Source organism: Amycolatopsis circi (genome assembly GCF_003385235.1).
Lineage (GTDB): Bacteria > Actinomycetota > Actinomycetes > Mycobacteriales > Pseudonocardiaceae > Amycolatopsis > Amycolatopsis circi.
The window spans coordinates 1-20,596 of the sequence record NZ_PQIA01000154.1 but is presented as its reverse complement, the minus strand read 5'-3'; the positions used below and the strand labels follow the sequence as shown (position 1 = coordinate 20,596).

23 protein-coding genes are annotated in these 20,596 nt (G+C 69.2%); 9 read left to right on the top strand and 14 right to left on the bottom strand.

Features of this window, described 5'->3' with window-relative positions; all coding sequences use genetic code 11:
• Nucleotides 1-283: 283 nt before the first annotated feature.
• From D0D37_RS40100 to nth, 4 genes are read right to left on the bottom strand one after another with little or no spacing between them, the layout of a single operon-like run.
• Nucleotides 284-1,468 (bottom strand): MarP family serine protease, encoded by a 1,185-nt coding sequence (locus D0D37_RS40100; protein ID WP_116205795.1) that lies wholly within the window; start codon nucleotides 1,466-1,468, stop codon nucleotides 284-286.
• A 7-nt stretch (nucleotides 1,469-1,475) separates the two neighbouring features.
• Entirely contained in the window at nucleotides 1,476-2,192 is a 717-nt protein-coding gene (locus tag D0D37_RS40095; protein ID WP_116205794.1) for an NUDIX hydrolase, read from the bottom strand.
• Complete coding sequence (locus tag D0D37_RS40090) at nucleotides 2,189-2,791, bottom strand: TlpA family protein disulfide reductase (protein WP_116205793.1); 603 nt, start codon at nucleotides 2,789-2,791, stop codon at nucleotides 2,189-2,191. Before D0D37_RS40090 ends, D0D37_RS40095 begins: the two co-directional genes overlap by 4 nt.
• Nucleotides 2,788-3,471 carry an endonuclease III gene (gene nth, locus D0D37_RS40085; protein ID WP_116205792.1) on the bottom strand — a complete coding sequence of 228 codons (684 nt, stop codon included), beginning with the start codon at nucleotides 3,469-3,471 and terminating at the stop codon, nucleotides 2,788-2,790. Before nth ends, D0D37_RS40090 begins: the two co-directional genes overlap by 4 nt.
• Before the next feature lie 237 nt (nucleotides 3,472-3,708).
• Between nth and D0D37_RS40080 the strand changes: the two genes are divergently transcribed.
• Both D0D37_RS40080 and D0D37_RS40075 read left to right on the top strand, forming a co-directional pair.
• Entirely contained in the window at nucleotides 3,709-3,960 is a 252-nt protein-coding gene (locus tag D0D37_RS40080; protein WP_037369289.1) for a hypothetical protein, read from the top strand.
• A 159-nt stretch (nucleotides 3,961-4,119) separates the two neighbouring features.
• The gene (locus D0D37_RS40075; RefSeq protein ID WP_009084463.1) at nucleotides 4,120-4,794 is read left to right on the top strand and encodes a Crp/Fnr family transcriptional regulator; all 675 of its coding nucleotides are present in this window, start codon (nucleotides 4,120-4,122) and stop codon (nucleotides 4,792-4,794) included.
• A gap of 422 nt (nucleotides 4,795-5,216) precedes the next feature.
• On the opposite strand, the gene D0D37_RS40070 is transcribed toward D0D37_RS40075, so the two are convergent.
• Nucleotides 5,217-6,374, bottom strand: coding sequence for a glycosyltransferase (locus D0D37_RS40070; protein WP_116205796.1), 1,158 nt, complete (start codon nucleotides 6,372-6,374; stop codon nucleotides 5,217-5,219).
• Nucleotides 6,375-6,466: 92 nt separating this feature from the next.
• On the opposite strand from D0D37_RS40070, the gene D0D37_RS40065 reads away from it, so the two are divergent.
• Both D0D37_RS40065 and dnaN read left to right on the top strand, forming a co-directional pair.
• The gene (locus tag D0D37_RS40065; protein WP_116205791.1) at nucleotides 6,467-7,726 is read left to right on the top strand and encodes an MFS transporter; all 1,260 of its coding nucleotides are present in this window, start codon (nucleotides 6,467-6,469) and stop codon (nucleotides 7,724-7,726) included.
• Between the two features lie 260 nt (nucleotides 7,727-7,986).
• A complete protein-coding gene (gene dnaN, locus D0D37_RS40060; RefSeq protein ID WP_116205790.1) occupies nucleotides 7,987-9,060 on the top strand; it encodes a DNA polymerase III subunit beta in 1,074 nt (357 codons plus the stop codon).
• A gap of 272 nt (nucleotides 9,061-9,332) precedes the next feature.
• Here the strand turns inward: dnaN and D0D37_RS40055 are convergent, their stop codons facing one another.
• The 7 genes from D0D37_RS40055 to sp36 all read right to left on the bottom strand — a co-directional run bounded on the left by D0D37_RS40055 (nucleotide 9,333) and on the right by sp36 (nucleotide 13,824).
• Complete coding sequence (locus D0D37_RS40055; RefSeq protein ID WP_116205789.1) at nucleotides 9,333-9,587, bottom strand: glutaredoxin domain-containing protein; 255 nt, start codon at nucleotides 9,585-9,587, stop codon at nucleotides 9,333-9,335.
• Complete coding sequence (locus D0D37_RS40050) at nucleotides 9,584-10,360, bottom strand: MBL fold metallo-hydrolase (protein ID WP_116205788.1); 777 nt, start codon at nucleotides 10,358-10,360, stop codon at nucleotides 9,584-9,586. Before D0D37_RS40050 ends, D0D37_RS40055 begins: the two co-directional genes overlap by 4 nt.
• On the bottom strand, nucleotides 10,361-11,185 hold the full coding sequence (locus tag D0D37_RS40045; RefSeq protein ID WP_116205787.1) for an NUDIX hydrolase: 825 nt from the start codon (nucleotides 11,183-11,185) through the stop codon (nucleotides 10,361-10,363).
• A 159-nt stretch (nucleotides 11,186-11,344) separates the two neighbouring features.
• Nucleotides 11,345-12,526: a hypothetical protein gene (locus D0D37_RS40040; protein ID WP_116205786.1), complete on the bottom strand. Its 1,182-nt coding sequence runs from the start codon at nucleotides 12,524-12,526 to the stop codon at nucleotides 11,345-11,347.
• A 38-nt stretch (nucleotides 12,527-12,564) separates the two neighbouring features.
• Entirely contained in the window at nucleotides 12,565-13,197 is a 633-nt protein-coding gene (locus tag D0D37_RS40035) for a hypothetical protein (RefSeq protein WP_101437087.1), read from the bottom strand.
• Nucleotides 13,197-13,652 (bottom strand): RidA family protein, encoded by a 456-nt coding sequence (locus tag D0D37_RS40030; RefSeq protein ID WP_116205785.1) that lies wholly within the window; start codon nucleotides 13,650-13,652, stop codon nucleotides 13,197-13,199. Before D0D37_RS40030 ends, D0D37_RS40035 begins: the two co-directional genes overlap by 1 nt.
• A gap of 10 nt (nucleotides 13,653-13,662) precedes the next feature.
• Nucleotides 13,663-13,824: a Sp36 family protein gene (gene sp36 / locus D0D37_RS40025; protein ID WP_020664158.1), complete on the bottom strand. Its 162-nt coding sequence runs from the start codon at nucleotides 13,822-13,824 to the stop codon at nucleotides 13,663-13,665.
• Between the two features lie 188 nt (nucleotides 13,825-14,012).
• Here sp36 and D0D37_RS40020 point away from each other — a divergent pair, with 188 nt between their 5' ends.
• Genes D0D37_RS40020 through bagB form a run of 3 tightly spaced genes read left to right on the top strand, consistent with a single transcriptional unit; the run spans nucleotide 14,013 to nucleotide 16,406 of the window.
• Nucleotides 14,013-14,261: a hypothetical protein gene (locus tag D0D37_RS40020; protein ID WP_116205784.1), complete on the top strand. Its 249-nt coding sequence runs from the start codon at nucleotides 14,013-14,015 to the stop codon at nucleotides 14,259-14,261.
• 22 nt (nucleotides 14,262-14,283) lie between these two features.
• Nucleotides 14,284-15,288, top strand: coding sequence for an ATPase BagA (gene bagA, locus D0D37_RS40015; protein ID WP_116205783.1), 1,005 nt, complete (start codon nucleotides 14,284-14,286; stop codon nucleotides 15,286-15,288).
• Nucleotides 15,288-16,406, top strand: coding sequence for an ATPase BagB (gene bagB, locus D0D37_RS40010; RefSeq protein WP_116205782.1), 1,119 nt, complete (start codon nucleotides 15,288-15,290; stop codon nucleotides 16,404-16,406). The genes bagA and bagB overlap by 1 nt, the downstream gene beginning before the upstream one ends.
• A gap of 44 nt (nucleotides 16,407-16,450) precedes the next feature.
• Here the strand turns inward: bagB and D0D37_RS40005 are convergent, their stop codons facing one another.
• Nucleotides 16,451-16,744: a WhiB family transcriptional regulator gene (locus tag D0D37_RS40005; protein ID WP_116205781.1), complete on the bottom strand. Its 294-nt coding sequence runs from the start codon at nucleotides 16,742-16,744 to the stop codon at nucleotides 16,451-16,453.
• Between the two features lie 337 nt (nucleotides 16,745-17,081).
• Between D0D37_RS40005 and D0D37_RS40000 the strand changes: the two genes are divergently transcribed.
• Nucleotides 17,082-19,235: a transglycosylase domain-containing protein gene (locus D0D37_RS40000; protein WP_116205780.1), complete on the top strand. Its 2,154-nt coding sequence runs from the start codon at nucleotides 17,082-17,084 to the stop codon at nucleotides 19,233-19,235.
• 64 nt (nucleotides 19,236-19,299) lie between these two features.
• Here D0D37_RS40000 and D0D37_RS39995 read toward each other — a convergent pair whose 3' ends face one another.
• Nucleotides 19,300-19,551 (bottom strand): hypothetical protein, encoded by a 252-nt coding sequence (locus tag D0D37_RS39995; RefSeq protein WP_116205779.1) that lies wholly within the window; start codon nucleotides 19,549-19,551, stop codon nucleotides 19,300-19,302.
• Between the two features lie 156 nt (nucleotides 19,552-19,707).
• Here D0D37_RS39995 and D0D37_RS39990 point away from each other — a divergent pair.
• A partial coding sequence (locus D0D37_RS39990; protein ID WP_162834714.1) for a metallophosphoesterase occupies nucleotides 19,708-20,596 on the top strand: 889 nt, incomplete at its 3' end.

Genomic DNA, 20,596 nt, shown 5'->3' with positions numbered 1-20,596 from the left:
GTACGTGAGGGACCCCTTCACGTACTCAGATTCCCTCAAGGAGTCCTTCACGACCCGCCTGCCAGCCCCAGCCCAGCCGCCAACCGCCAACCGCACCGATGCACCCAACGATCGAGGCACCCACACCTCCCCCAACCCCGATACGAAGCCTCCCTGCGGTTCGGGGGTGCTTGTCAAGGCATCTTTCCCGCCTTGACAAGCACCCCCGAACCGTCAGCACAATCAACCTTCGGGGTGCCCCACGCAACCAACGAGCGCAATGTCGCCGCCAGGCGACGAGCCCTCAACTAGCACAAGCCCCAGTACCAACCCGGTCAGTCTGCGACGAAGCCGCATCAACCTCACCGCGAACCTGATCCGCAGTCAACGTAAACCCAGTATCCGGATCCTCCACCGCAGCCCCAAAAACCACCCCGATGACATCCCCATCAGGAGTAATCATCGGCCCCCCGGAGTTCCCGCTCCGCACCGTCCCGCGAACCGTGAACACATCCCGCTGCACAGTATTAGCGTCATAAATATCCGGCCCACGCAAGTTAATCCGCCCCCGAACCCGCGCGGGCGTAGCCGTATAAGGCCCATCCAGCGGATACCCAAGAACCACCGCATTATCCCCAGCCCGGGCAGTCTGCGGCGCGAACGGCAACACCGGAGCCTTCAACCCAGGCACCGCCAACACGGCAACATCGACCTCCGGATTGAAATAGACAACCCGAGCCCGATAATCCCCCGAAGTCGACTCAATCCCGACCTCGGAAGTCCCAGCCACCACATGCGCGTTAGTCATAACCCGCTGCGGCGCGACCACAAACCCACTGCCCTCAAGCGCCCGAGAACAAGAAGGCGCATTTCCCCGAATCTTCACCACACTCGGATGCACCCGCTTAGCCACCGCGGACACATTGAGCGAAGTATCCGGCGGCGGCGTATCCGCAGAAGGAGCCTTCTCGAACGGCGACAACGCGGACGGAAACCCAGACGCATCCAGCAACTTCCGCAAATCGCTAGGAAGCCCCTGCGCCTCAGCGGGCATCAGATCATTGACCTCGCCGAGCACCACCGACGAGTTGATCGACTTGGCCAGCCCAGGAATCGCCGACACCGTGGTCAGCGGATTCGCCACCAGCCAAGCAACCACGAACACCGCGGCCGCCTGCAAGATCGCGCCGAGCGTCTTGTCGATGCCGGAAAGCTTGTCCGGCCTGATCTTCTGCCGCAGCTTCCGCCCGACCCACACGCCGAGCGTCTCGCCGAGCACGATCAGGAACACGACCACAGCGAAGGCGAATGCGACCTTCGCGACCGGACTGTCGAACAGACTGATCACGAACGGTGCCAGCTTCACTCCGGCCACCGCGCCCAGCGCGACGCCCACGAGCGCGGGCAGCGCGACGATCACGCCCTGGAACGCGCCGGAAACCGCCGCCATGACCGCGAGCAGCAGGACGACGACATCGACCCAGTTCACCGCGCCGTCACTCCTCGATACTGCCGTCCCGAGCCGCCGACCGGCCCTGATGTTCGGCCCACGCTACGTCAAGCTCGCGCACATCGCCGGTGTCCCACGCCCGTTCCCAGCCGCCGAGCGAAAGCAGCACCGACAGCAGACCAGCGGTGAAGCCCCATACGAACAGGCCGTCGACGGTGAACGCCGGTCCCCGCCACGACGCGTCGCCGCGGCGCACCGTGAACCGGTTCGCCGGGTCAGCGAGATCAGCCAGCGAAACCCGCGCGACCGCCGCCGTCTCGCCCGGATCGACCGCGCGCACCGGCGACGGCGTGTGCCAATGCGCCAGCACCGGCGTCACCGCGAACCTCGACACCGGCACGAACAACTCCGGCAGCACCGCGACCGGCAGGATCCCCGACGGGTCGACGCCGGTCTCCTCCTCGGCCTCACGCAGCGCGGTGCCGACCGGGCCGTCGTCGCCGTCCTCCGCGCCGCCGCCGGGGAACGAGACCTGGCCGGCGTGCGAGCCGAGGGTGTCCGCGCGCCGCTGCAGCAGGACGTCCGGACCGTCTCCGCCCGGCCGTTCGCCGAACAGGATCAGGACCGCGGCAGCGCGGGTGAGCAGGTCTTCCGGCGGGCTGAACCGGGTGAACGTGCGGCTGTCGACCTCTCCGGACACCTTCACCAGCGGCCGCAGCCATTCCGGCACGGCTTCGGGTTCGACAAGCGGTCCGGTGGTCATGAGTAGTCCTTCACAGCAGCGCGCACCTGGTCAGTGTTGTCGAACAACCGCGGGTTCGCGATGAACCGGACCTGGCCGTCCGCGGTGACCAGGTACGACGCGGGCAACGACGAGGGCGCCTTGAGCGCGGTGCGGATCGGACCGGTCTGACCGTCGCCGTCATAGAGCGACGGAAGGTGCACGCCGAGTCGCGTGAACAGGCCGAGCCCGTCTGCGGCCGGGCTCGCGACCTGCACGCCGACCACGCGCACCGCGCCCGGCTCGGCGGCGTACCGCTGCAGCACCGGCAACTCGGTACGGCACGGCTGGCACCACGACGCCCAGACGTTGACCAGCACCGGACCGCCGCCGAGGACCTTGCCGACGTCCACCCGGGACCCGTCGCCGAGGCAGTCGGCCTCGATCCCGGACAGCTGGCCGACCTCCTTCGCCGCGGCAGGCGGGCAAGCCTGGAGCTTCGCCGAGGCTCGCGCGGCCTTGAGGTCACCAGACGCGGGTGGCGCGGAAGTCGCATCGCCGCCGCGAAGCGTCAGCACCGCGACCAACGCGGCCACCACCAGCACCGCGACCCCGAGCGCCCATTTGGTGACCGCAGTCACCCGCGCGCCGCCAGCTCGAGGATGTGGTCCTTCTCCGGGCCTTTGACCAGCTTCGCGGCCACTTCGAACTCAGTGGGCCCGGCACCGAACGACGGGCAGTCCTTGCGCAGCGGACACGCGCCGCAGGCCGGTTTCCGGGCGTGGCACACGCGACGGCCGTGGAAAATCACGCGGTTGGACAGCGACGTCCACTCTTTCCGCGGGATCAGCTCCCCGACCGCGTGCTCGACCTTGACCGGATCCTCTTCAGCGGTCCAGCCCCAGCGGCGCACGAGGCGGCCGAAGTGAGTGTCCACTGTGATTCCAGGCACGTCGAAAGCGTTGCCGAGCACGACATTCGCGGTCTTGCGGCCGACGCCGGGCAGCGTGACGAGGTCGTCCAGCTTCTTCGGCACCTCGCCGTCGTAGCGCTCCACGAGCGCCGCGCCGAGACCCATCAGCGAATTCGCCTTGGCCCGGAAAAACCCGGTCGTGCGCAGGTATTCCTCGAGTTCGGAACGCTCGGCTCCGGCGTAATCGGCCGCGGTGCGGTACTTCGCGAACAAAGCGGGCGTGACCAGGTTCACCCGCACGTCCGTGGTCTGCGCCGACAACACCACCGCGACCAGCAGTTCCAGCGGATTCGTGAAGTCCAGCTCAGCCTTCGCGTCCGGATAAACCTCGTCGAGGCAACGTTTCATCCGCCGGGCGCGTCTCACGAGAGCGAGTCGGCTTTCTTCGCGGTCCGCGCGGGGCCCGTTCGGGACAACAGGGGGCACCCCGATAGCCTACGGGCGAGTCGGACGAGCCGGTCGGGAGCATCCGCCGGTGGACGGCCGAACCGCCAGAGCACCACCTCTGCGGGCCGCGCGTCCGCCCTGAGCGAGGATCTGGAGATCCATGACCGAGTGCGTCACCGACAACAGCGGAGCTGTGGCATGACCGTGTGGTTCGTGATCTTGGTCCCGTTGGTGATCATGTTCTTCGCGTTGTTCATGGAGCGGGTCGAGAGCAGGCTCAAGCACGTCGCGGTGCAGGAGAACGAGGTCGAGGAGTTCCTGGAGCAGGCTCAGCCCAACGAGGTCAGGGCCCTTTACGGGCACGGGATCGGCCGCGCGCTCGAGCTGTTCCGGCTTCGCCGGCTCGGCGGACGGGCAGCCAGGCTACGCGCGCGCAAGGTGCGGAGTTAGGCTGCTCAGTCGGACGTGATCGTTCCAGGCAGCCGCGCCGGGCGCGGCGAGCTGACGAGCGATCTGCCCGACACGCCCTAGACTGACGCGAAAGTGATCGGCGACACTGCCTTCGGCCTGCGAAGGAAGTGATCGTTTCTCGACGAGGAGGCACCCGAGGTGGACGAAACCCTGGCCCGTGCGGGCATTTTCCAGGGTGTGGAGCCGGCAGCGGCGGAGGCGCTGGCCCAGACCTTGGAATCCGTGGAGTTCCCCCGCGGCCATGTCATCTTCAACGAGGGCGAGCCGGGCGACCGGCTGTACATCATCCAGTCCGGCAAGGTGAAGATCGGCCGCAAGTCCCCGGACGGCCGCGAGAACCTGCTGTGGATCGCCGGTCCGTCCGACATGTTCGGCGAACTGTCCATCTTCGACCCCGGCCCGCGCACGTCCGGTGCCACGACGGTCACCGAGGTCCGCGCGGTCACCATGGACCGCCCGGCGCTGCGGCAGTGGATCGCCACCCGCCCGGAGATCGCCGAGCAGCTGCTGCGCGTCGTCGCGCGCCGTCTGCGCCGCACGAACAACATGGTCGCGGAACTGATCTTCACCGACGTCCCCGGCCGCGTGGCCCGTGCGCTGCTGCAGCTGGCGCAGCGCTTCGGCAGCCAGGAGGCGGGGCTGCTGCGGGTCACGCACGACCTGACGCAGGAAGAGATCGCCCAGTACGTCGGCGCGTCCCGCGAGACCGTCAACAAGGCGCTGGCCGACTTCGCCCACCGCGGCTGGCTGCGGCTCGAGGGCAAGAGCGTGCTGATCCTGGACCCGGAGCGGCTCGCCCGCCGCGCCCGCTGATCTTCCCCCGAGTGGGTTAATCCGCACGGGTTTTTCGAAGGCCACCTCCTACTGGGGGTGGCCTTCGTGCGTGTGCACCGGACTATCCCCCACAAGAGCGGCATTCCGCCGCGACCCCGTGTCGCCGCCGGGTTCGGCCTCGTCGAGGCCGGAAAATGACAAGGAGCCGGGCGCCACCCCCGACGTGGCGCACCGGCTCCTCGCCTGCGCACGGATCATCCCCCGACGACCCGCGCTCCCCGCCCTCCGGACCAGGCCCCGACCCATATGCCGGAGGGAGCTGGGTGCTGCAGTGCTGTCCAGCCCGCAGTGGGCTGTCGTTCAACCATCACGGCCAAAACTCACGAATTCAAGGCCATTCACCCTCAAGGACGCCAAGACCGCGTCTTCGTTGCACCAGTTCACGCAGAATCCAGCTGGTGTTACCGGATCGAGACCTTTAGTTCGCGCAACCTCGCGGCCACCGCCGCCGGTGCGGGCTGCTCGGCGATCTGGGCGGCGAGGGACCCCGCGGACTCTCGATACCTCCGGTCGGCGAGCACCGTCCGGACGGCGTCGAGAATTCCGTCGCCGGAGTCCACCGCGATTCCGGCTTCCGCAGCCTGAATCTGGGCGGCGACTTCGAAATGATCAGACGCCAACGGCAAGACCACGAGCGGCACCCCGTGCGCGAGCGCCCCGAGCACGGTCGCCGAACCGCCGTGGCAGACCACTGCGTCGACCGCCGGCAACAACTGCGTCTGCGGCACGAACTGCTCGATCCGCACGTGGTCCGGCTGCTCGCCGAACCGGCCGACGTCGCCGTCCTGGCCGATCGTCGCCACAACGTTCACCGGCTCGTCGCGCAGCGCAGCCACCATTTCTTCCAGCACGCCCGGCCGCGCGTTGTGGGTGGTGCCGAGGGTGACGTAGACGGTCCGGTCGTAGGGCAGCCCGTCGAGCACCGCCGGACGCGGACCAGTCGTCGGCACTACTCCGGCGGGTTGGAGCGGCCAGCGCGTCGAGTACTCCCATGCGGTGTCGGCCGGACTCAGTCCCTCGGGCCAGAAGTCCAGGTACGGCACGGCGTCGCGCGGCGGCAATCCGTCGAGACCGCGCTGGCGGACCAGGCCGTTCGCGACTTCCCAGGCTCGTTCCATCGTCGCGGCTGACTTCGGCGGACCGATCGCGTGCATCGCGTACGGCACGCCGACCAGGCACGCAGCCATCACGGCCGCGCGTTCGGCGAGGTTGGCGATGACGAGATCCGGCTGCCAGTCGCGGACGAAATCGACCATGTCGTCGAGCCGCTCGGCCGCGCCGAGACCGACCATGTACTCGGCGACAAGGTGGGAGAGCCGCTCGTCCGCGGTCATCCCGGCCATCTCCTCGCGGGCCCGCTGCCACGTCACAGCCGCGGCGGCGGGGTCGCTCGGCCGCCCGACCGAAACGGCCTGCAGCCCGGTGTTTTCCAGGTACCGCATGGCTTCCGGGCCGGTCACGAACGCGACCTCGTCCCCGGCGGCCCGCGCGGTCTGGGCGAGCGGCAGCATCGGCGAGAGATGGCTGTATCCAGCGCCGGAGGAGAACATCAGCCGCATCGCGCGAGCGTAGCGGCTGACCCGATCGGGCGTGACCAAGACGACCGGAAAATAACTGGTACCTCCGTACCAATTTCGCCATACTAGTACGCGTGTCCCAGTCTGCCCATTCCGAAGGCCGCACCACGCTCGCCGACTACCGTGCCGCGCTGACCGCCCCTGGCTCGCGCGGCCCGGTGATCGCGTCGATCCTGGCCCGCCTCCCGATCGCGATGATCGGCATTTCCGCGCTGCTGTACGTGCAGCGCGAAACCGGCTCGTTCGCCGCGGCCGGGCTGGTCTCGGCGAGTTCGCTCGCCGGGGTCTCGGTGGGCGCGGTCGTGCAGGGCAGGCTGATCGACCGGTTCGGGCCCAGCCGCCCGCTGCTGATCGTCGCCGCGGTGTTCGCGCTGTCGATGGCGTCGCTGGCGATCGCGATCGAGGCCCGCCTGCCGACGTTCGCGCTGATCCCGCTGGCCGCCGCGACCGGGCTTTCGGAGCCGATGGTCGGCTCCGCGTCGCGAGCGCTGTGGACGAAAATTCTGCCGGAAGGACCGGCGCGCAACGCCGCGCTGTCCTACGAGGCGATCAGCATGGAGGTCTTCTTCATCCTGGGCCCCGGCATCGCGGGCCTGCTGATCACCGCGCCGTGGGCGGGCACCGGCATGGTCGTCGGCGCGATCACCATGGTCACCGGCGCGGTGCTGTTCGCACTGAACCCGACCGTGCGCGCGTGGGGTCCGGCCCCGAAGACCAAGACGCCGCTGCTCGGCGCGCTGGCCAGCCCCGGGATGCGGACGCTTGCGTTGGCAGCGCTCGGTTTCGGCGTGGTGATCGGTTTCGTGGAGGTCGCTGTTCCCGCCGCCGCAACGGAATCCGGCCACCCTTCGCTCAGCGGTTTGCTGTTGTCAGCGTGGTCGTTGAGTTCGGTGGCGTTCGGCGTGGCCTACAGCCTGCACCCGTGGCCGCGACGGCTCGGCCTTCGCCTGCCGGTCTTGCTGGGCGGGTTCGGTGCTTTTGTTGCCCTGCTTGCCCTTCCGTCGAGCCTGTGGGCATTGGCGCTGCTGATGCTGCTGGCCGGGGCGATGATCACGCCCCAGTCGACGACGCACTCCGCGGCGATCGAGGTCGTCGCCCCGCGCGGCACGGCGGCCGAGGCCTTCGGGTGGGTCCTCACGGCGGTCACGCTGGGTCTCGCCCTTGGGCAGTCGGCGAGTGGTTACCTGGTCGAGCACTCCGGGACGGCTGCGGCTTTCTTGGCCGCCGGGGTGGCGGGGGTCGCGCTGGCTGGGGTGGTGTGGCTGCTGCGGGGGACTGTGCGGGCTGCTACGCCGGTTCCTGCTGACGACGCTCTTGTCGGGGCTGCCAGCTAAGCGCTTCCGAGGCTGCCGGGGCAGATCCCTTCTCTTGCTGACGGCACTCCTGCCGGGGCCGCCAGCAAAGCGCTTCCGCGGCGGCCGTTGCGGATCCCTTCCCTTGCCGACGGCACTCCTGCCGGGGCCGCCAGCAAAGCGTTTCTGCGGCGGCCTTCTCTTGCTGCCGACACTGTCCGCGCCCCCACTTCCTGGACGTTTTCGCAGCTCAACGGTGTCGGCCCAGTTTTTTGTCGGTGGTCGTCGTTACGTTGTGTGGCATGGATCTCACCTCCTTCGTGCGGCCGCTGGCGGCGGTCGCGACCGCCGCGGCCCGACTCCTCTCGAGGCAAGCCCGCCTGCGCTTGCGGGCGAGCGCCGACGGTCTCGTGGTGTCCGGCAACGACCGCGACCTGGCCGTCCAACTGTCCTGCCCAGCCACCACGCATCTGGACGGCGAAGTCGTAGTGCCAGCCGCGCCGTTCGCCGAAACGGTCCGCATGCTGGACGTAGACCAGGTCCGACTGGCCGTCGAAGGAAGTCGCCTCGCGATCCGAACGGACAGTGCCCGCTTCGCGTTGCCCCTGCTGGACCGCGACCTTCTCCACGATCCGGAACCGCCACCTCTACTGTCCAAAGTAGACGGCGCTGCCCTCGGAGCGGCATTGCGCACCGTCGCGGGCACCGCCGCGAAGGATGACCCCCTCCCGGTCTTCACCGGCGTACGAGTGCAATCCATCGGCAACGAACTGTGCCTGACAGCTTCGGACCGCTACCGGATGGCCGTAGCCCGCTTGCCGCTGCAGGAAGTCCGGGAGCCCATCGATGTCCTAGTCCCGGCCACCCTGCTGACCGAAGCCGCGCGCCACAGCGCCGGTGCGATGGGACTGCACGCCGACCCCGGCCACTTCGCCCTGAGCTGGCCCGGCGGCACGGTCACGACGGCAGTCCTGGACGCAGGCTTCCTGTCCGCCGACGCAATCCCGTCCGATGCGGTCGACACGGAGGTCGAGGTGGGTGCCGACGAGCTAGCCGCCGCCATCCGCAGAGTCGGCGTCTACTCCGAGGACCGCCGCGTCCTGACCCTGGAAGTCGGCGATGCGCACCTCCGCCTGGCCAGCACCCGCCAAGACACCGGAGAAGCAGAAGAACACCTAAAGGCAAACGTTTGCGGCGGCCGAACATCGCCGTCCTTCCAGGCGCGGTATCTCCTGGACGCACTCGCGCCGTTCACCGGAGAACGCGTGCGACTGGCGATCCAGCCAGGGTTGCGAGCGTGCGTCCTGACTCCGGCGGATGCGGACGGACGGGAGGTGGGATTGAAGTACTACCTGATGCCGATGCTGTCTCGATGACCGGCGACCGACTGACTCGCGCGAACGGCTAGGTGACGCGGCGCTGAGTCGAGCGGAATTGTGCTTGGCGAGGCATCCGGCCGGAGGCATTCCGGCAGCAAGCATGCCGCGTTGGCTCGCAGCGGCCCGCCTGTTGCGGTCGGCACGGCAGAGCGGGGAGGCAGCGAAGTTGGCCGCCGCCTCCCATCGCAGAGGATCCACCAGGGTAAATGCGGGTGCCTGCGGAGCACCCGCAGCCGCCCCAGCGTGCCCAGAAGTGCCCAGAAGTGCCCTCAGGCAGCCGTCTCCGCGGCAACCGCCGCCTTGACCTCGTCGAAAGTCGGGTTCACCAGCGCGGTCGACCCGACAACCACCGTGGGCACCGTCTCGTTCCCGTTCGCCACCTCGCGCACTCGCTCGGCCGCGCCTGGCTCTTCCCAGATGTTGATCTCCCGGACCGGCAGGCCGCTCGCCATCAGCGGCCGGCGCAGGGCCGAGCAGAATCCGCAGCCTGGTCGCCAGTAGAACTCGACCTCGACGTCGCTCATTGTCCGTCCTCCGAAGAAGCCCGTAGGTAGTCCAGTTGTGCGCGCACGCTCGCCTCGGCCGGAGCCCACAGCGCGCGGTCGACGTCGGCGTAGACGGCCTCGACCACTTGCCGCGGCGTCGCGTCTTCGCCGAGCGTTCGCAAGGCGGAACGCACCTGATCCAGGCGCTGTTCCCGGTGCGCCAAATACTCCCGGGCGGTCGCGGGCAGATCCGGCAGTTCCGGACCGTGTCCGGGCAGGCCTGGCGTACCGGCGGGCAGGGCGATCAGTTTGCGCAGCGAGCGCAGGTAGTCGCCCAGGTCGTGCAGGACCGTGGTGCCTCGGCCGAGGATTGTGTCTCCGGTCAGGATCTGGTCCGCCACCAGCAGCGATACCGAATCGTCGGTGTGGCCGGGCGTGTGCAGGACGCTGAAGTCCAGGCCGCCTGCCGTAACGACATCACCGTCGGCGAAGGGGGGTGCGTCGATGCAGAGGGAAGCGTCGAAGGCTCGAACGGGCGCGCCCGTTTTCGAAGCGAACCACGGTGCGCCTTCGGCGTGATCCGGATGGTGGTGCGTAAGGAGGATCAACTCGACGGGACCGACGGCGGCGAGTTTTTCCAGGTGGTCGAGGTCGTGATAGCCGGGGTCGACGACCACGGACGCAGCGGCGTCGTCGCCGCGCAGCACCCAGGTGTTGGTTCCCTCCAACGTCATCGTGGACGGGTTGTTCTCCAACAGCACCGACGCGGTCTCGGAAACACGACGCAGCACGCCATAAGCGGGGGCGGTCACTCAGGACTCCGAAGTATCGAGGACGACGCGGATGTTCTCGCCGTCCCGGACAAGGGTCGGCACGGTCTTCACGATCTCGCGCGGCTCGGCAAGCACCGCGTCGGCCTCGGAAAACTCCGCGAGTTCGACGAGGGTCAGCCAGGTCGGCGGCATCAGCGTGCGGCGGCCTTCGCGCGCGTCCGCGACTGCCTCGGCGGGCGGTTGCCAACCGGCGGCGGCAGCTTCGGAGGTCGCGCCGTCCGCGCGCTGGCCTTCTGGCAGCTTCGCGACGAAGAAACGGGTGTCGTATCGACGCTGCTCCTGCGGCGGCGTGACCCAGTGCGCGTACGGGTGCAGCAGGTCCGCGCGCAAGGTCAGCCCGGCGTCGGCGAGGAATCCAGCGAGGGAGATTTCCCGTGATTCCAAGGCTTTTCGTGCTTCGTGATACGGCGTGACATCGGCGACCACCGCGTCCTCGGTCCCGGCCAGCAGCACGCCGGATTCCTCGAACGTCTCGCGTACCGCGGCGCACACGAGCGCGCGGGCGAGGCTTTCGTCGCAGGTGAACTGCTCGGCCCACCACGACGGCGGCGGCCCGGCCCACGCCACGGAGGCGTCGGCGTCGCGCGGGTCCACTCCGCCGCCAGGGAACACAGTCATCCCGCCCGCGAACGCCATGCCCATCACGCGGTGCTGGAGGAAGACCTCTATACCGGGCGAGGCGTCCCGCAGCAGGATCACCGTGGCGGCGTCCTTCGGGGTCGCCGGCGGGCCATCCGCGTTGTCCCGGATCGCGATGCCGGGACGGGCGGGGATGTCGAAAACGAATTCACGCGGCCGTTCCACCCGGGCAACATACCTCGCAATCCGTACGCGTCGCGGATTACTTGTGTCACCTCGCGACGGTCCGAAGCCGCCGTCCCGCGTCCGGTCGCCCGAAAGCCGTGAAGGGCTCCATGAGGGAATCAGATTCCCTCAAGGAGCCCTTCACGGAACAACAGGGGCTCAGGACCAGTGCTGGTCCCCGCCGGAACGGGACGCGCCGTTGAGCCGCAACCGGGCGGCCTCGGCACGCTCGCGCTCGGCCAGTTCCTCGTGCAGCTCGCGCAGCAAAGCACGGTCGCGTTCGGACAGGCTCGGATCGTCCAGATCCAGCGCGGGCAGCTCGACCACCTCGTGCATGCTCGGCTTGCCCGCGGCGATCTCGCGGCCCTTCTCCGGATCCTCGGCCAGCGCGCGCCGCAGCTGCGCAACCTCGGACGGCGTCAGGTCCGACGTGCGCTCGGCACGCGTCTCCGACCCGGCCGTCCGCGCACGCTCCGCAGCGGCGGGCTCAACCGCCGGCTCCGGCATCGCGGGCGGCTGTGCGGGCACTGCCTGCACGATCGGCACCACGGGCGCGACCGGGACCACCGGCTCGGCGACCGCCGGTTCCGGTTCGGGCTGACGGTGCCCGTGGCGGCTCGGCGCCTCCGAAACCGGTTCGGGCACCGGAGCCGGAGCGGGCGCCGGGGCGCTGCGCTGCGGCGTCGGTTCCGGCCGGTAGTCCGGGGCCGAATGAGTGCTGCCGGTGACCCACACCGGGCTCGCGACAGCACCCGCGGCCTGGTGGTAATCCGACTGCGGGATCCCCGGGCCGCTCACCTCGACGACCGAGCGGATGCCCGCCCGGCGCAACGCGGTGTCGACGCGGAAAGCGACCGCGGGCGGATTGCCCTCGGGACCCAGCTCGACCAGCACGACCCGCTGCGGCAGCGCGCCCGGCACGCTGCCCGCCGGGGTGTTGCGCCACACCGCGTGCACGGAACGCACGTCGGGCAGCACCTGCAGGGTGCGGTCGAGCGCCTCGGCGAGACCGAACTCGGGCTGGTTGTCGCCCGTGAACCGGTGCGTGTGCATCGGCTCGTGGTCGGTGACCAGCAGGTCGTTCGCGAGCGTCGCGTCCGACCGGCTCATCTCGAGAACCAGCGCCAGTTCGCGCTGTTCGGCCTCGCTCACCCCGATCCGGCCCGCGATCAACGTGCCGGTGGTGAGTTCCACCGCCTCGTCGATGTGGGCCCGGGCGATCAGTTCCCGCGCTTCGGTAAGGGCGCTGTCGTCGATGCGGCCCGCCAGGGCCAGCAACAAGTTATGCAGGCGCAGGGGCACCGAGAACCCGTCCATCGGGCCGTCGTGAACCTCCACCATGGCTCTGCTCCTCCCAGCTCGCCTGGCGGCAACGAGCGTTAAGCGGCGACAAGTCGATGACCGGCGCCCGCGGCGCCTACGCAGACCAGCTCGGACTCGGCGAGCGCGGCCCGGTGGTACCCGGGAAGGTCGAAGCGCGGCGGGATGACCTCGACGCTGGGTTCCTCGTCCCCCATGACCCGCAGCACCCGCTGCAGTTCACCGGTGAGCCGGGGCTGTCCCGCGGTCGCCGTCACCAGCAGGACTCGCTTCGCCCCGCCCTCGCCGGAAGCGCCGCCGAGGCGCCGCCAGCTCTGCCGTACTTCCCCCACATCCGCGCGTCCACGCAACGTCGCGTGGAGCAAGACGGACACAGAGTCGACGGAGTTCACCCATTCGGGCGCACTCTGCGTGAATGTGTACCTGGTCTCGGTGACGTCGTCTACCCCCAGGGTGGAACTCACCTGGTGCCAGTCGGCGCCGTGCGGGATCAGACCGGCCACGAGCAGGCGGTACTCCGCCTGGTCCAAATCGATCCTGTGCTTGAGCAAAGACCTCGGCAGGGTCCGCGCGAGCGTCCCCATCGCGCCTTCGCCGAGCCAGTCGCGGAAACGCCACAACAGCTGGTCCGGCGTGCGGCCGGCGAGCCGCAGCAGCAGTTCGTGCAGGGACTGTTCGATGTCGGGGTCCATCACTCCACCTCCACGATCAGTTCGACTTCCACCGGCGACGCGATCGGAAGCTCCGCGACGCCGACGGCCGACCGGGCGTGCACCCCGGCGTCGCCGAAGATCTCGCCGAGCAGCTCGGACGCCCCGTTCACGACCGCGGGCTGGCCGGTGAAGCCCTCCGCGGAGGCGACGAAACCGACCACCTTGACAATCCGGACAACAGAGTCAATGCCGACAAGGGCGTGCACCGCGGCGAGCGCGTTCAGCGTCGCCGTGCGGGCGTGGCCCTTGGCTTCCTCCGGGCTGACCTCGCCGCCGACCTTGCCGGTCGCGGCGAGCGCGCCGTCGACGAAGGGCAGCTGGCCGGAGGTGTAGACGTGCGAGCCGGTGCGCACGGCCGGCACGTACGCGGCCAGCGGTGCGGCGACTCCGGGCAGTTCGATTCCGAGTTCGGCGAGCCGGTCGCTCCAGGTCAACGCCGCCCCCTCAGCTCTTCGGCCGCTTCAGGTACGCGACGTGCTGTTCGCCGCTCGGGTTGGGCAGCACGGTCACCAGCTCCCAGCCGTCCTCGCCCCACTGGTCGAGAATCTGCTTCGTAGCGTGGATCAGCAGCGGGACGGTGGCGTACTCCCATTTGGTCGCACTCATGACTCGGGAGCGTAACCAAGCGGGCAAGGCCCTCCGGACCGCGGCCGCCGAAAGCCCGTCACCCGTCCAGGGCAATGCCTGGCTACGCCGGGCGAGTGTGGGTCACTTCACATCCGATCGTCGCTCTCGTGAGTGGCGATCACGGTTAGAACCGCGATCGCCACTCACGAGGTCGCTAGCGTGGGCGGGTGGAGACCTGGCGGATCGTCGCGACCGTGCTGCTCGCCGTTGCCGGACTGCCGCTCGTGCTGGCCGTGATGGCCAAAACCCGGGACCGGGTCAACGATTCGGGCCGGGTGGCGATCGCGGGCGCGGTCACCCTCACCGGGCTGATCGTGGTGGCAGTGCTCACGCTGACCGTGCTGCCCGCCCTGGTGACCTGGATCGTCGTCGCGGTGGTCGCGGCTGCGGTCAGCGTCATGATGCTGGCCAGCTGAGCACCGGTTTAGTGTTGAGGATGTGACCACACCCTCCGCCGGCTGGACCGACGAGCTCGCCAGGGCCCGGCTGCATTTCGTCACCGGCAAGGGCGGAACCGGCAAGACCACGCTCGCCGCGGCGCTGGGTCTCGCGCTCGCCTCGCGCGGCCGCCGGGTGCTCTTGATCGAGGTCGAGGGCCGCCAGGGCATCGCACAGCTTTTCGACACCGAACCGCTGCCGTACGCGGAACAGCGGATCGCGTCGGTCCCCGGCGGCGGCGAACTGCGCGCGCTGCACATCGACGTCGAAGCGGCGCTGCTCGAATACTTCGAGATGTTCTACAACCTCGGTTTCGCCGGGCGGACGCTGCGCCGGATGGGGGCGATCGAGTTCGCCACCACGCTCGCGCCGGGCCTTCGCGACGTGCTGCTCACCGGGAAGATCAAGGAATGCGTCGGGCGCACGGAATCCGACGGCCGGCACACGTACGACGCGGTTGTAGTCGACGCGCCGCCGACCGGGCGCGTGGTGAAGTTCCTCGACGTCACCAAGGCTCTCACCGACCTCGCCAAGACCGGCCCGATCCGCGGCCAGGCCGACGGCGTCGTCCGGCTGCTGCATTCCGGCGAGACCGCCGTGCACCTCACCACGCTGCTGGAGGAGATGCCGGTGCGCGAGACCGTCGAGGCGGTGGCCGAACTGGACGGAGCCGACCTGCGCCCGGGCGCGGTGCTGGTGAACCGGGTCCGTCCGCCGCGGCTGCCCGCGCGTTCGGTGACCGCGGCCGCCGACGGCCGGGTGGACGCCGACCGGGTCCGCTCCGGTCTCGCCTCGGCCGGGCTGAACCTGCCGGAGGCGACGCTCGACGCGCTCGTGGAGGAAACCGTGGAGCACGCCGTCCGCGTCGCCGCCGAACAACGGGCCCGCGAACAGCTCGCCGAGGCGGATCTGCCGACGCTGGAGCTGCCGGACCTCACCGACGGTGTCGACGTCGCCGCGCTCTACGAACTCGCCGAAACGCTGCAGGAACAGGGGGTGCGCTGATGCCCGCCGACCCGAAGCTCGACGTGGACGCCCTCCTCGACGACCCGGCCAGCCGCGTGATCGTGTGCTGCGGCTCCGGCGGCGTCGGCAAGACCACCACCGCGGCGGCGCTCGCGTTGCGGGCCGCCGAACGCGGCAGGCAGACCGTGGTGCTCACGATCGACCCGGCGCGCAGGCTCGCGCAGGCGCTCGGGCTGCGCGAACTGGGCAACCACCCGAGGCAGGTGCAGGTCGAGGGCTTCGAGCCCAAGGGCGAACTGTGGGCGATGATGCTCGACATGCGTCGCACGTTCGACGACATGGTGCGCGTGCACGCGGGCCCGGAGCGGGCCGAGCAGCTGCTGCAGAATCCCTTTTACCAGACCATTTCCACGTCGTTCTCCGGCACGCAGGAGTACATGGCGATGGAGAAGCTCGGCCAGCTCGCGGCGACCGACGAATGGGATCTGATCATCGTCGACACGCCGCCGAGCCGGTCCGCGCTCGACTTCCTGGACGCGCCGACCCGGCTGTCCACCGCGCTCGACGGCCGGATGATCCGGTTGCTCACCGGCCCGGCGAAGGCCGGCGGCTGGGGTCTGCGCAAAGTCGTCAGCGCCGGGTTCTCGATGTTCGCGAAGGCCGTGTCGACGATCATCGGCGGCCAGCTGCTCGCCGACGCGTCAGCGTTCATGCAGGCCTTCGACAGCATGTTCGGCGGCTTCCGCGAACGCGCGCGCAAGACCGCGGAGCTGCTGCGGTCGTCGGGCACGTCGTTCCTCGTGGTGGCCGCGCCGGAGCCGGACGCGCTGCGCGAGGCGTCCTACTTCGTCGAACGGCTGGCCGGGGAATCGATGCCGCTGGCCGGATTGGTGGCCAACCGCACGCACCCGGTGCTCGCGCCGCTCTCCGCGACCGAAGCGCTGACCGCGGCCGAGTCGGTGCAGAACGCGCCGCTCGCCGAAGCCGTGCTGCGGCTGCACGCCGACCGTGTCGCGCTGGCCGAACGCGAAAACCGCCTGCTGGCGCGCTTCACCCGCGCGCATCCGGAAGTGCCGCTGACCCGGGTGCCCGCGCTCGCCGGTGACGTGCACGACCTCGAAGGCCTGCGCGACATCGGAGCGAAGCTGACGTCGTGAGCGGCAATCCCGGTTAGAACCGGGATTGCCGCTCACGAGCAGGTTTAGCCCGCCGCGGCGGCCAGCGCGTCCCGCTTGGCCGCTTCGAGCAGGTCGGTCCAGCTGGTCACGTCCGGACGACGGCGCAGCAGGGCGCGCCGCTCCCGTTCCGTCATCCCGCCCCAGACCCCGAAATTGATCCGGCCGTCGAGCGCCTCGGAGAGGCATTCGGTGCGGACCGGACACCCCATGCACACGGCTTTCGCCCTGTTCTGTTCGGCGCCTCGCACGAACAACCCGTCGGGATCAGCGTCCCGGCACGAGGCATCGACCCGCCAGCCAACCTGATTGGTTTGCATACCCCCAGCTCCCTCATCTGGTGTATGGCACCAGCGAAGGCGAAGCTCCCGCTCCCACCCCCGCGAGCGTTTCCCACTGCGCCGCACGTCGGTGACGGCACCTCCCCGGTGCCGCTGCCGCCGTCCGGACCAGCCAGGCTCCCACCCGGGCTGCTCCGTCTGTCGGCATCTACGTGAGACGTTGACGGACTGTAGGGTCCCTCGGTTCCCTCCGTCGAGACCTAGCATGCATTCCGTTACCAAAGGTCACGTCACGGGGTCCCGTTAATGATCGCGGACGGGGCGCGCGGGCCGTGAGGTCACGAAGCCGACACGGGCCTTCAGTACCCTGGCTTTCGTGCGCAAAACGGATGGTCTTTTCAAGCTCATCGGCCTGTGCCTGCTGGCGGGGGTGCTGGTCGCCGGGATCATGTTCCCGGTGGTGGGCGCCGCGGGGGTCGTGTCCAACCAGGCGAGCGAGACGGTCGACAAGACGTCTTCCGACCTCGCCGACATCCCGCCGCCGCTGGTGACGACTGTCACCGACTCCGGCGGCAAGCCGATCGCGACGCTGTATGACCAGTACCGCATCCCGGTCCGTCCCGACCAGATCAACCCGGCGCTGAAGTGGGCGCTGCTGTCGGCCGAGGACAAGGCCTTCTACGAGCACCACGGGGTGAACTGGGGCCGGACGCTGCGCGCCGCCGTCTCCAACACCGCGGGCGGGGACACGCAGGGCGCCTCGACGATCACGCAGCAGTACGTGAAGAACTACCTGATCAACGTCGTCTACCGCGGCGACAAGAACGGCCAGGCCAAGGCGCAGGAGCAGTCGCTCTCGCGCAAGCTCAAGGAAGCCCGGATCGCGATCAACCTCGAGACGAAGCTCTCGAAGGACCAGATCCTCGCCGGCTACCTCAACATCGTCGAGTTCTCCCGGCAGATCTACGGGGTCGGAGCGGCCGCGCACGCCTACTTCAACACCACGCCGGAAAACCTGACCGTGCCGCAGGCCGCCCTGCTCGCGGGCATCGTGAACAACCCGATCGTCCTCGACCCGTGGAAGCATCCGGACAAGGCGACGAAACGGCGCAACCTGGTGCTCGACCGGATGGTCAGCAACCAGAAGCTGGCGAAGACGGACGCGGACAAGTTCAAGGCGGAACCGCTCGGCGTCGTGCCGGACACCCCGCAGAAGCCCGCGTCGAACTGCACCGGAGCCGGGCCGGAGAACGGCTTCTTCTGCCAGTACGTCGAGGACTATCTGATCAAGTCCGGGATGTCGAAGGACCAGCTGTACACCGGCGGCTACACGATCAAGACCACGCTGGACGAGAAGGCCAACCACGAGGCGAAGGTCTCGGCCGAGACTCAGGTGAGCAAAACCCAGAAGAACGTCGCCAACACGCTTTCGCTGATCCGGCCGGGCAAGGACCGGCACGAAGTGGTGGCGCTCGCGGCGAACCGGGACTACGGCATCGACGCGGATCAAGGGCAAACGACCTACGCGCTCCCGTCCGGTGTGTTCAACACCGGCGGCGCGGGGTCGAGCTACAAGATCTTCACCACCGCGGCGGTGCTGAACCAGCACATCGCCGGGATCTACAGCAACATCCCGGTCGGCAACGGCTACATCTCGCACGTGTTCACCGGTGGCGGCGGCCATTGCCCGCCGACCGGCCCGCCGCTGAACTCTCGCTGGTACTGCGTGGGCAACGCCGGGAACTACGGCGATTCGACCACGCTGCAGAACGCGCTGGCGACCTCGCCGAACACCGCGTTCGTGGCGCTGGAGGACAAGATCGGCAGCACCGGGCCGGGCATCGACATGGCGATCAAGCTAGGCATGCGCGACACCATGGCGAGCAACCCCGGCGGCGGCCGTGTCGACCCGAAGTCGAACGACTCGGGCAAGAACCAGACCCAGGCGCAGGCCTACGGCCCCAAGGGCAACTACCCGGGCACGGGTGCGTTCACGCTGGGCTTCAGCCCGACGAGCGGCCTGGAAATGGCGAACGTCGCGGCGACCATCCTGAGCGGCGGCAAATGGTGCCCGCCGACCCCGCTGGCGTCGGTGACCGACCGCGACGGCAAACCGGTGCCGATCAAGGAAGCCGCGTGCGAGCAGGTCGTGCCGGAAGGCCTCGCGAACACCATGGCGGTCGGGATGAGCAAGGACGACCAGGAGCCCGGCGGTACGTCCGCCAAGGCCGCTCAAGCGGTCGGCTGGAACCGTCCGCTGGTCGGCAAGACGGGCACGACCCAGAACAACGGGTCGGCGACCTTCGTGGCCGGAACCCCGCAGATGGCCGGTGCGGCCATGGTGTTCCGTCCGGAAGGCGGCAGTGGCGGTCTTTGCTACAACGGCGTCGGCAACGTGTCCACCTGCGGCACCGGAAACATGTTCGGCGGCAAGACGCCCGCCCAGACGTGGTTCGGCGCGATGACGAACATCATGAAGGACCAGCCGGTGGTCGGGCTGCCTCCGGAGGATCCGGCCTACACCAACTGAATCCGGTGAAAACGGGGCGGGAGACGCGATCTCCCGCCCCGTTTCGCTTGTCCGGGCCCAGGCGTCATCCTTTGAGCGCTATTCGGAAGAGCCGCACGATCGCGATCAGAAAGCCGGGTCCCAGCGTGATCAGCCACACCTGCGGCGCCCAGGTGCTGGGGATGCCGCCGTCCCAGTATTCGTAGGCAGGCCACCCCAGCGAAAACAGCACAATCGCGCTCAGCGCCCAGGGTTCTGTCGCCCGGCGCCACGGGAACGCCGCCAGCACCACCAGCAGGATGAGCACCGCAAGCAAGAAGAGAATCGCTGCCCCCATAGCCCGGCTCCGCATCGTTTGTCCGGCTGGTCCAGTCCAATTCGATCCAACGACGCCCAGCGTCCGATGTCGAGAGAATGCCGCTGAGACCTTCGCCCTACGCCAACCGGCACCGGCCACAGCGGACGACCCGATCGAACACGTATCCTCGACCCTGTGAGCACGCTCGGTAACGCCAGTCCGCCCGGGGGCACCGCGAAGCGGTGGGCCGCAGGGACCATCGCCCTCGGGGCCGCCACCCTCGGTTACGCCGTCGGCATCGAACGCCGCCGCTTCACCCTGCGGACCGCCGAACTGCCCGTTCTCGCGCCCGGCACGCCGCCGTTCACCATCCTGCACGTCTCCGACCTGCACATGCTTCCCGGCCACCAAGCCAAGCAGCGCTGGGTCGCCGCGCTCGACGAACTCGAACCCGACCTCGTCGTCAACACCGGCGACAACCTCTCGCACCGCACCGCGGTCCCGTCCGTGCTCCGCGCGCTCGGCCCGCTGCTCGACCGGCCGGGGCTGTTCGTCTTCGGCAGCAACGACTACTACGCGCCGAAACCCAAAAACCCCGCGCGCTACCTCATGCCGCGCGGCAAAAAGAAGCGCATCCACGGCACCCAGCTGCCCTGGCGCGATCTCCGCGCCGCCTTCGTCGAACACGGCTGGGTCGATCTGACGCACGTCCGCCGCACGATCGACGTCGGCGGTCGCTCCGTCTTCGCCGCCGGAGTCGACGACCCGCACCTCCACCGCGACCGGTACTCCGACATCGCCGGACCCGCCGACACCACGGCGGCCGTCCGCCTCGGCGTCACCCATTCCCCGGAACCGCGTGTCCTCGACACCTTCGCCACCGACGGCTACGACCTCGTCCTCGCCGGCCACACCCACGGCGGACAACTCCGCATCCCCGGCTACGGCGCGATCATCACCAACTGCGAACTCGACCGCAGCCGCGCACGCGGCGCCTCCCGCTGGGGAGCCCGCATGTGGCTGCACGTCTCCGCCGGACTCGGCACCTCCCCCTACGCCCCCGCCCGCTTCCCCTGCCCCCCGG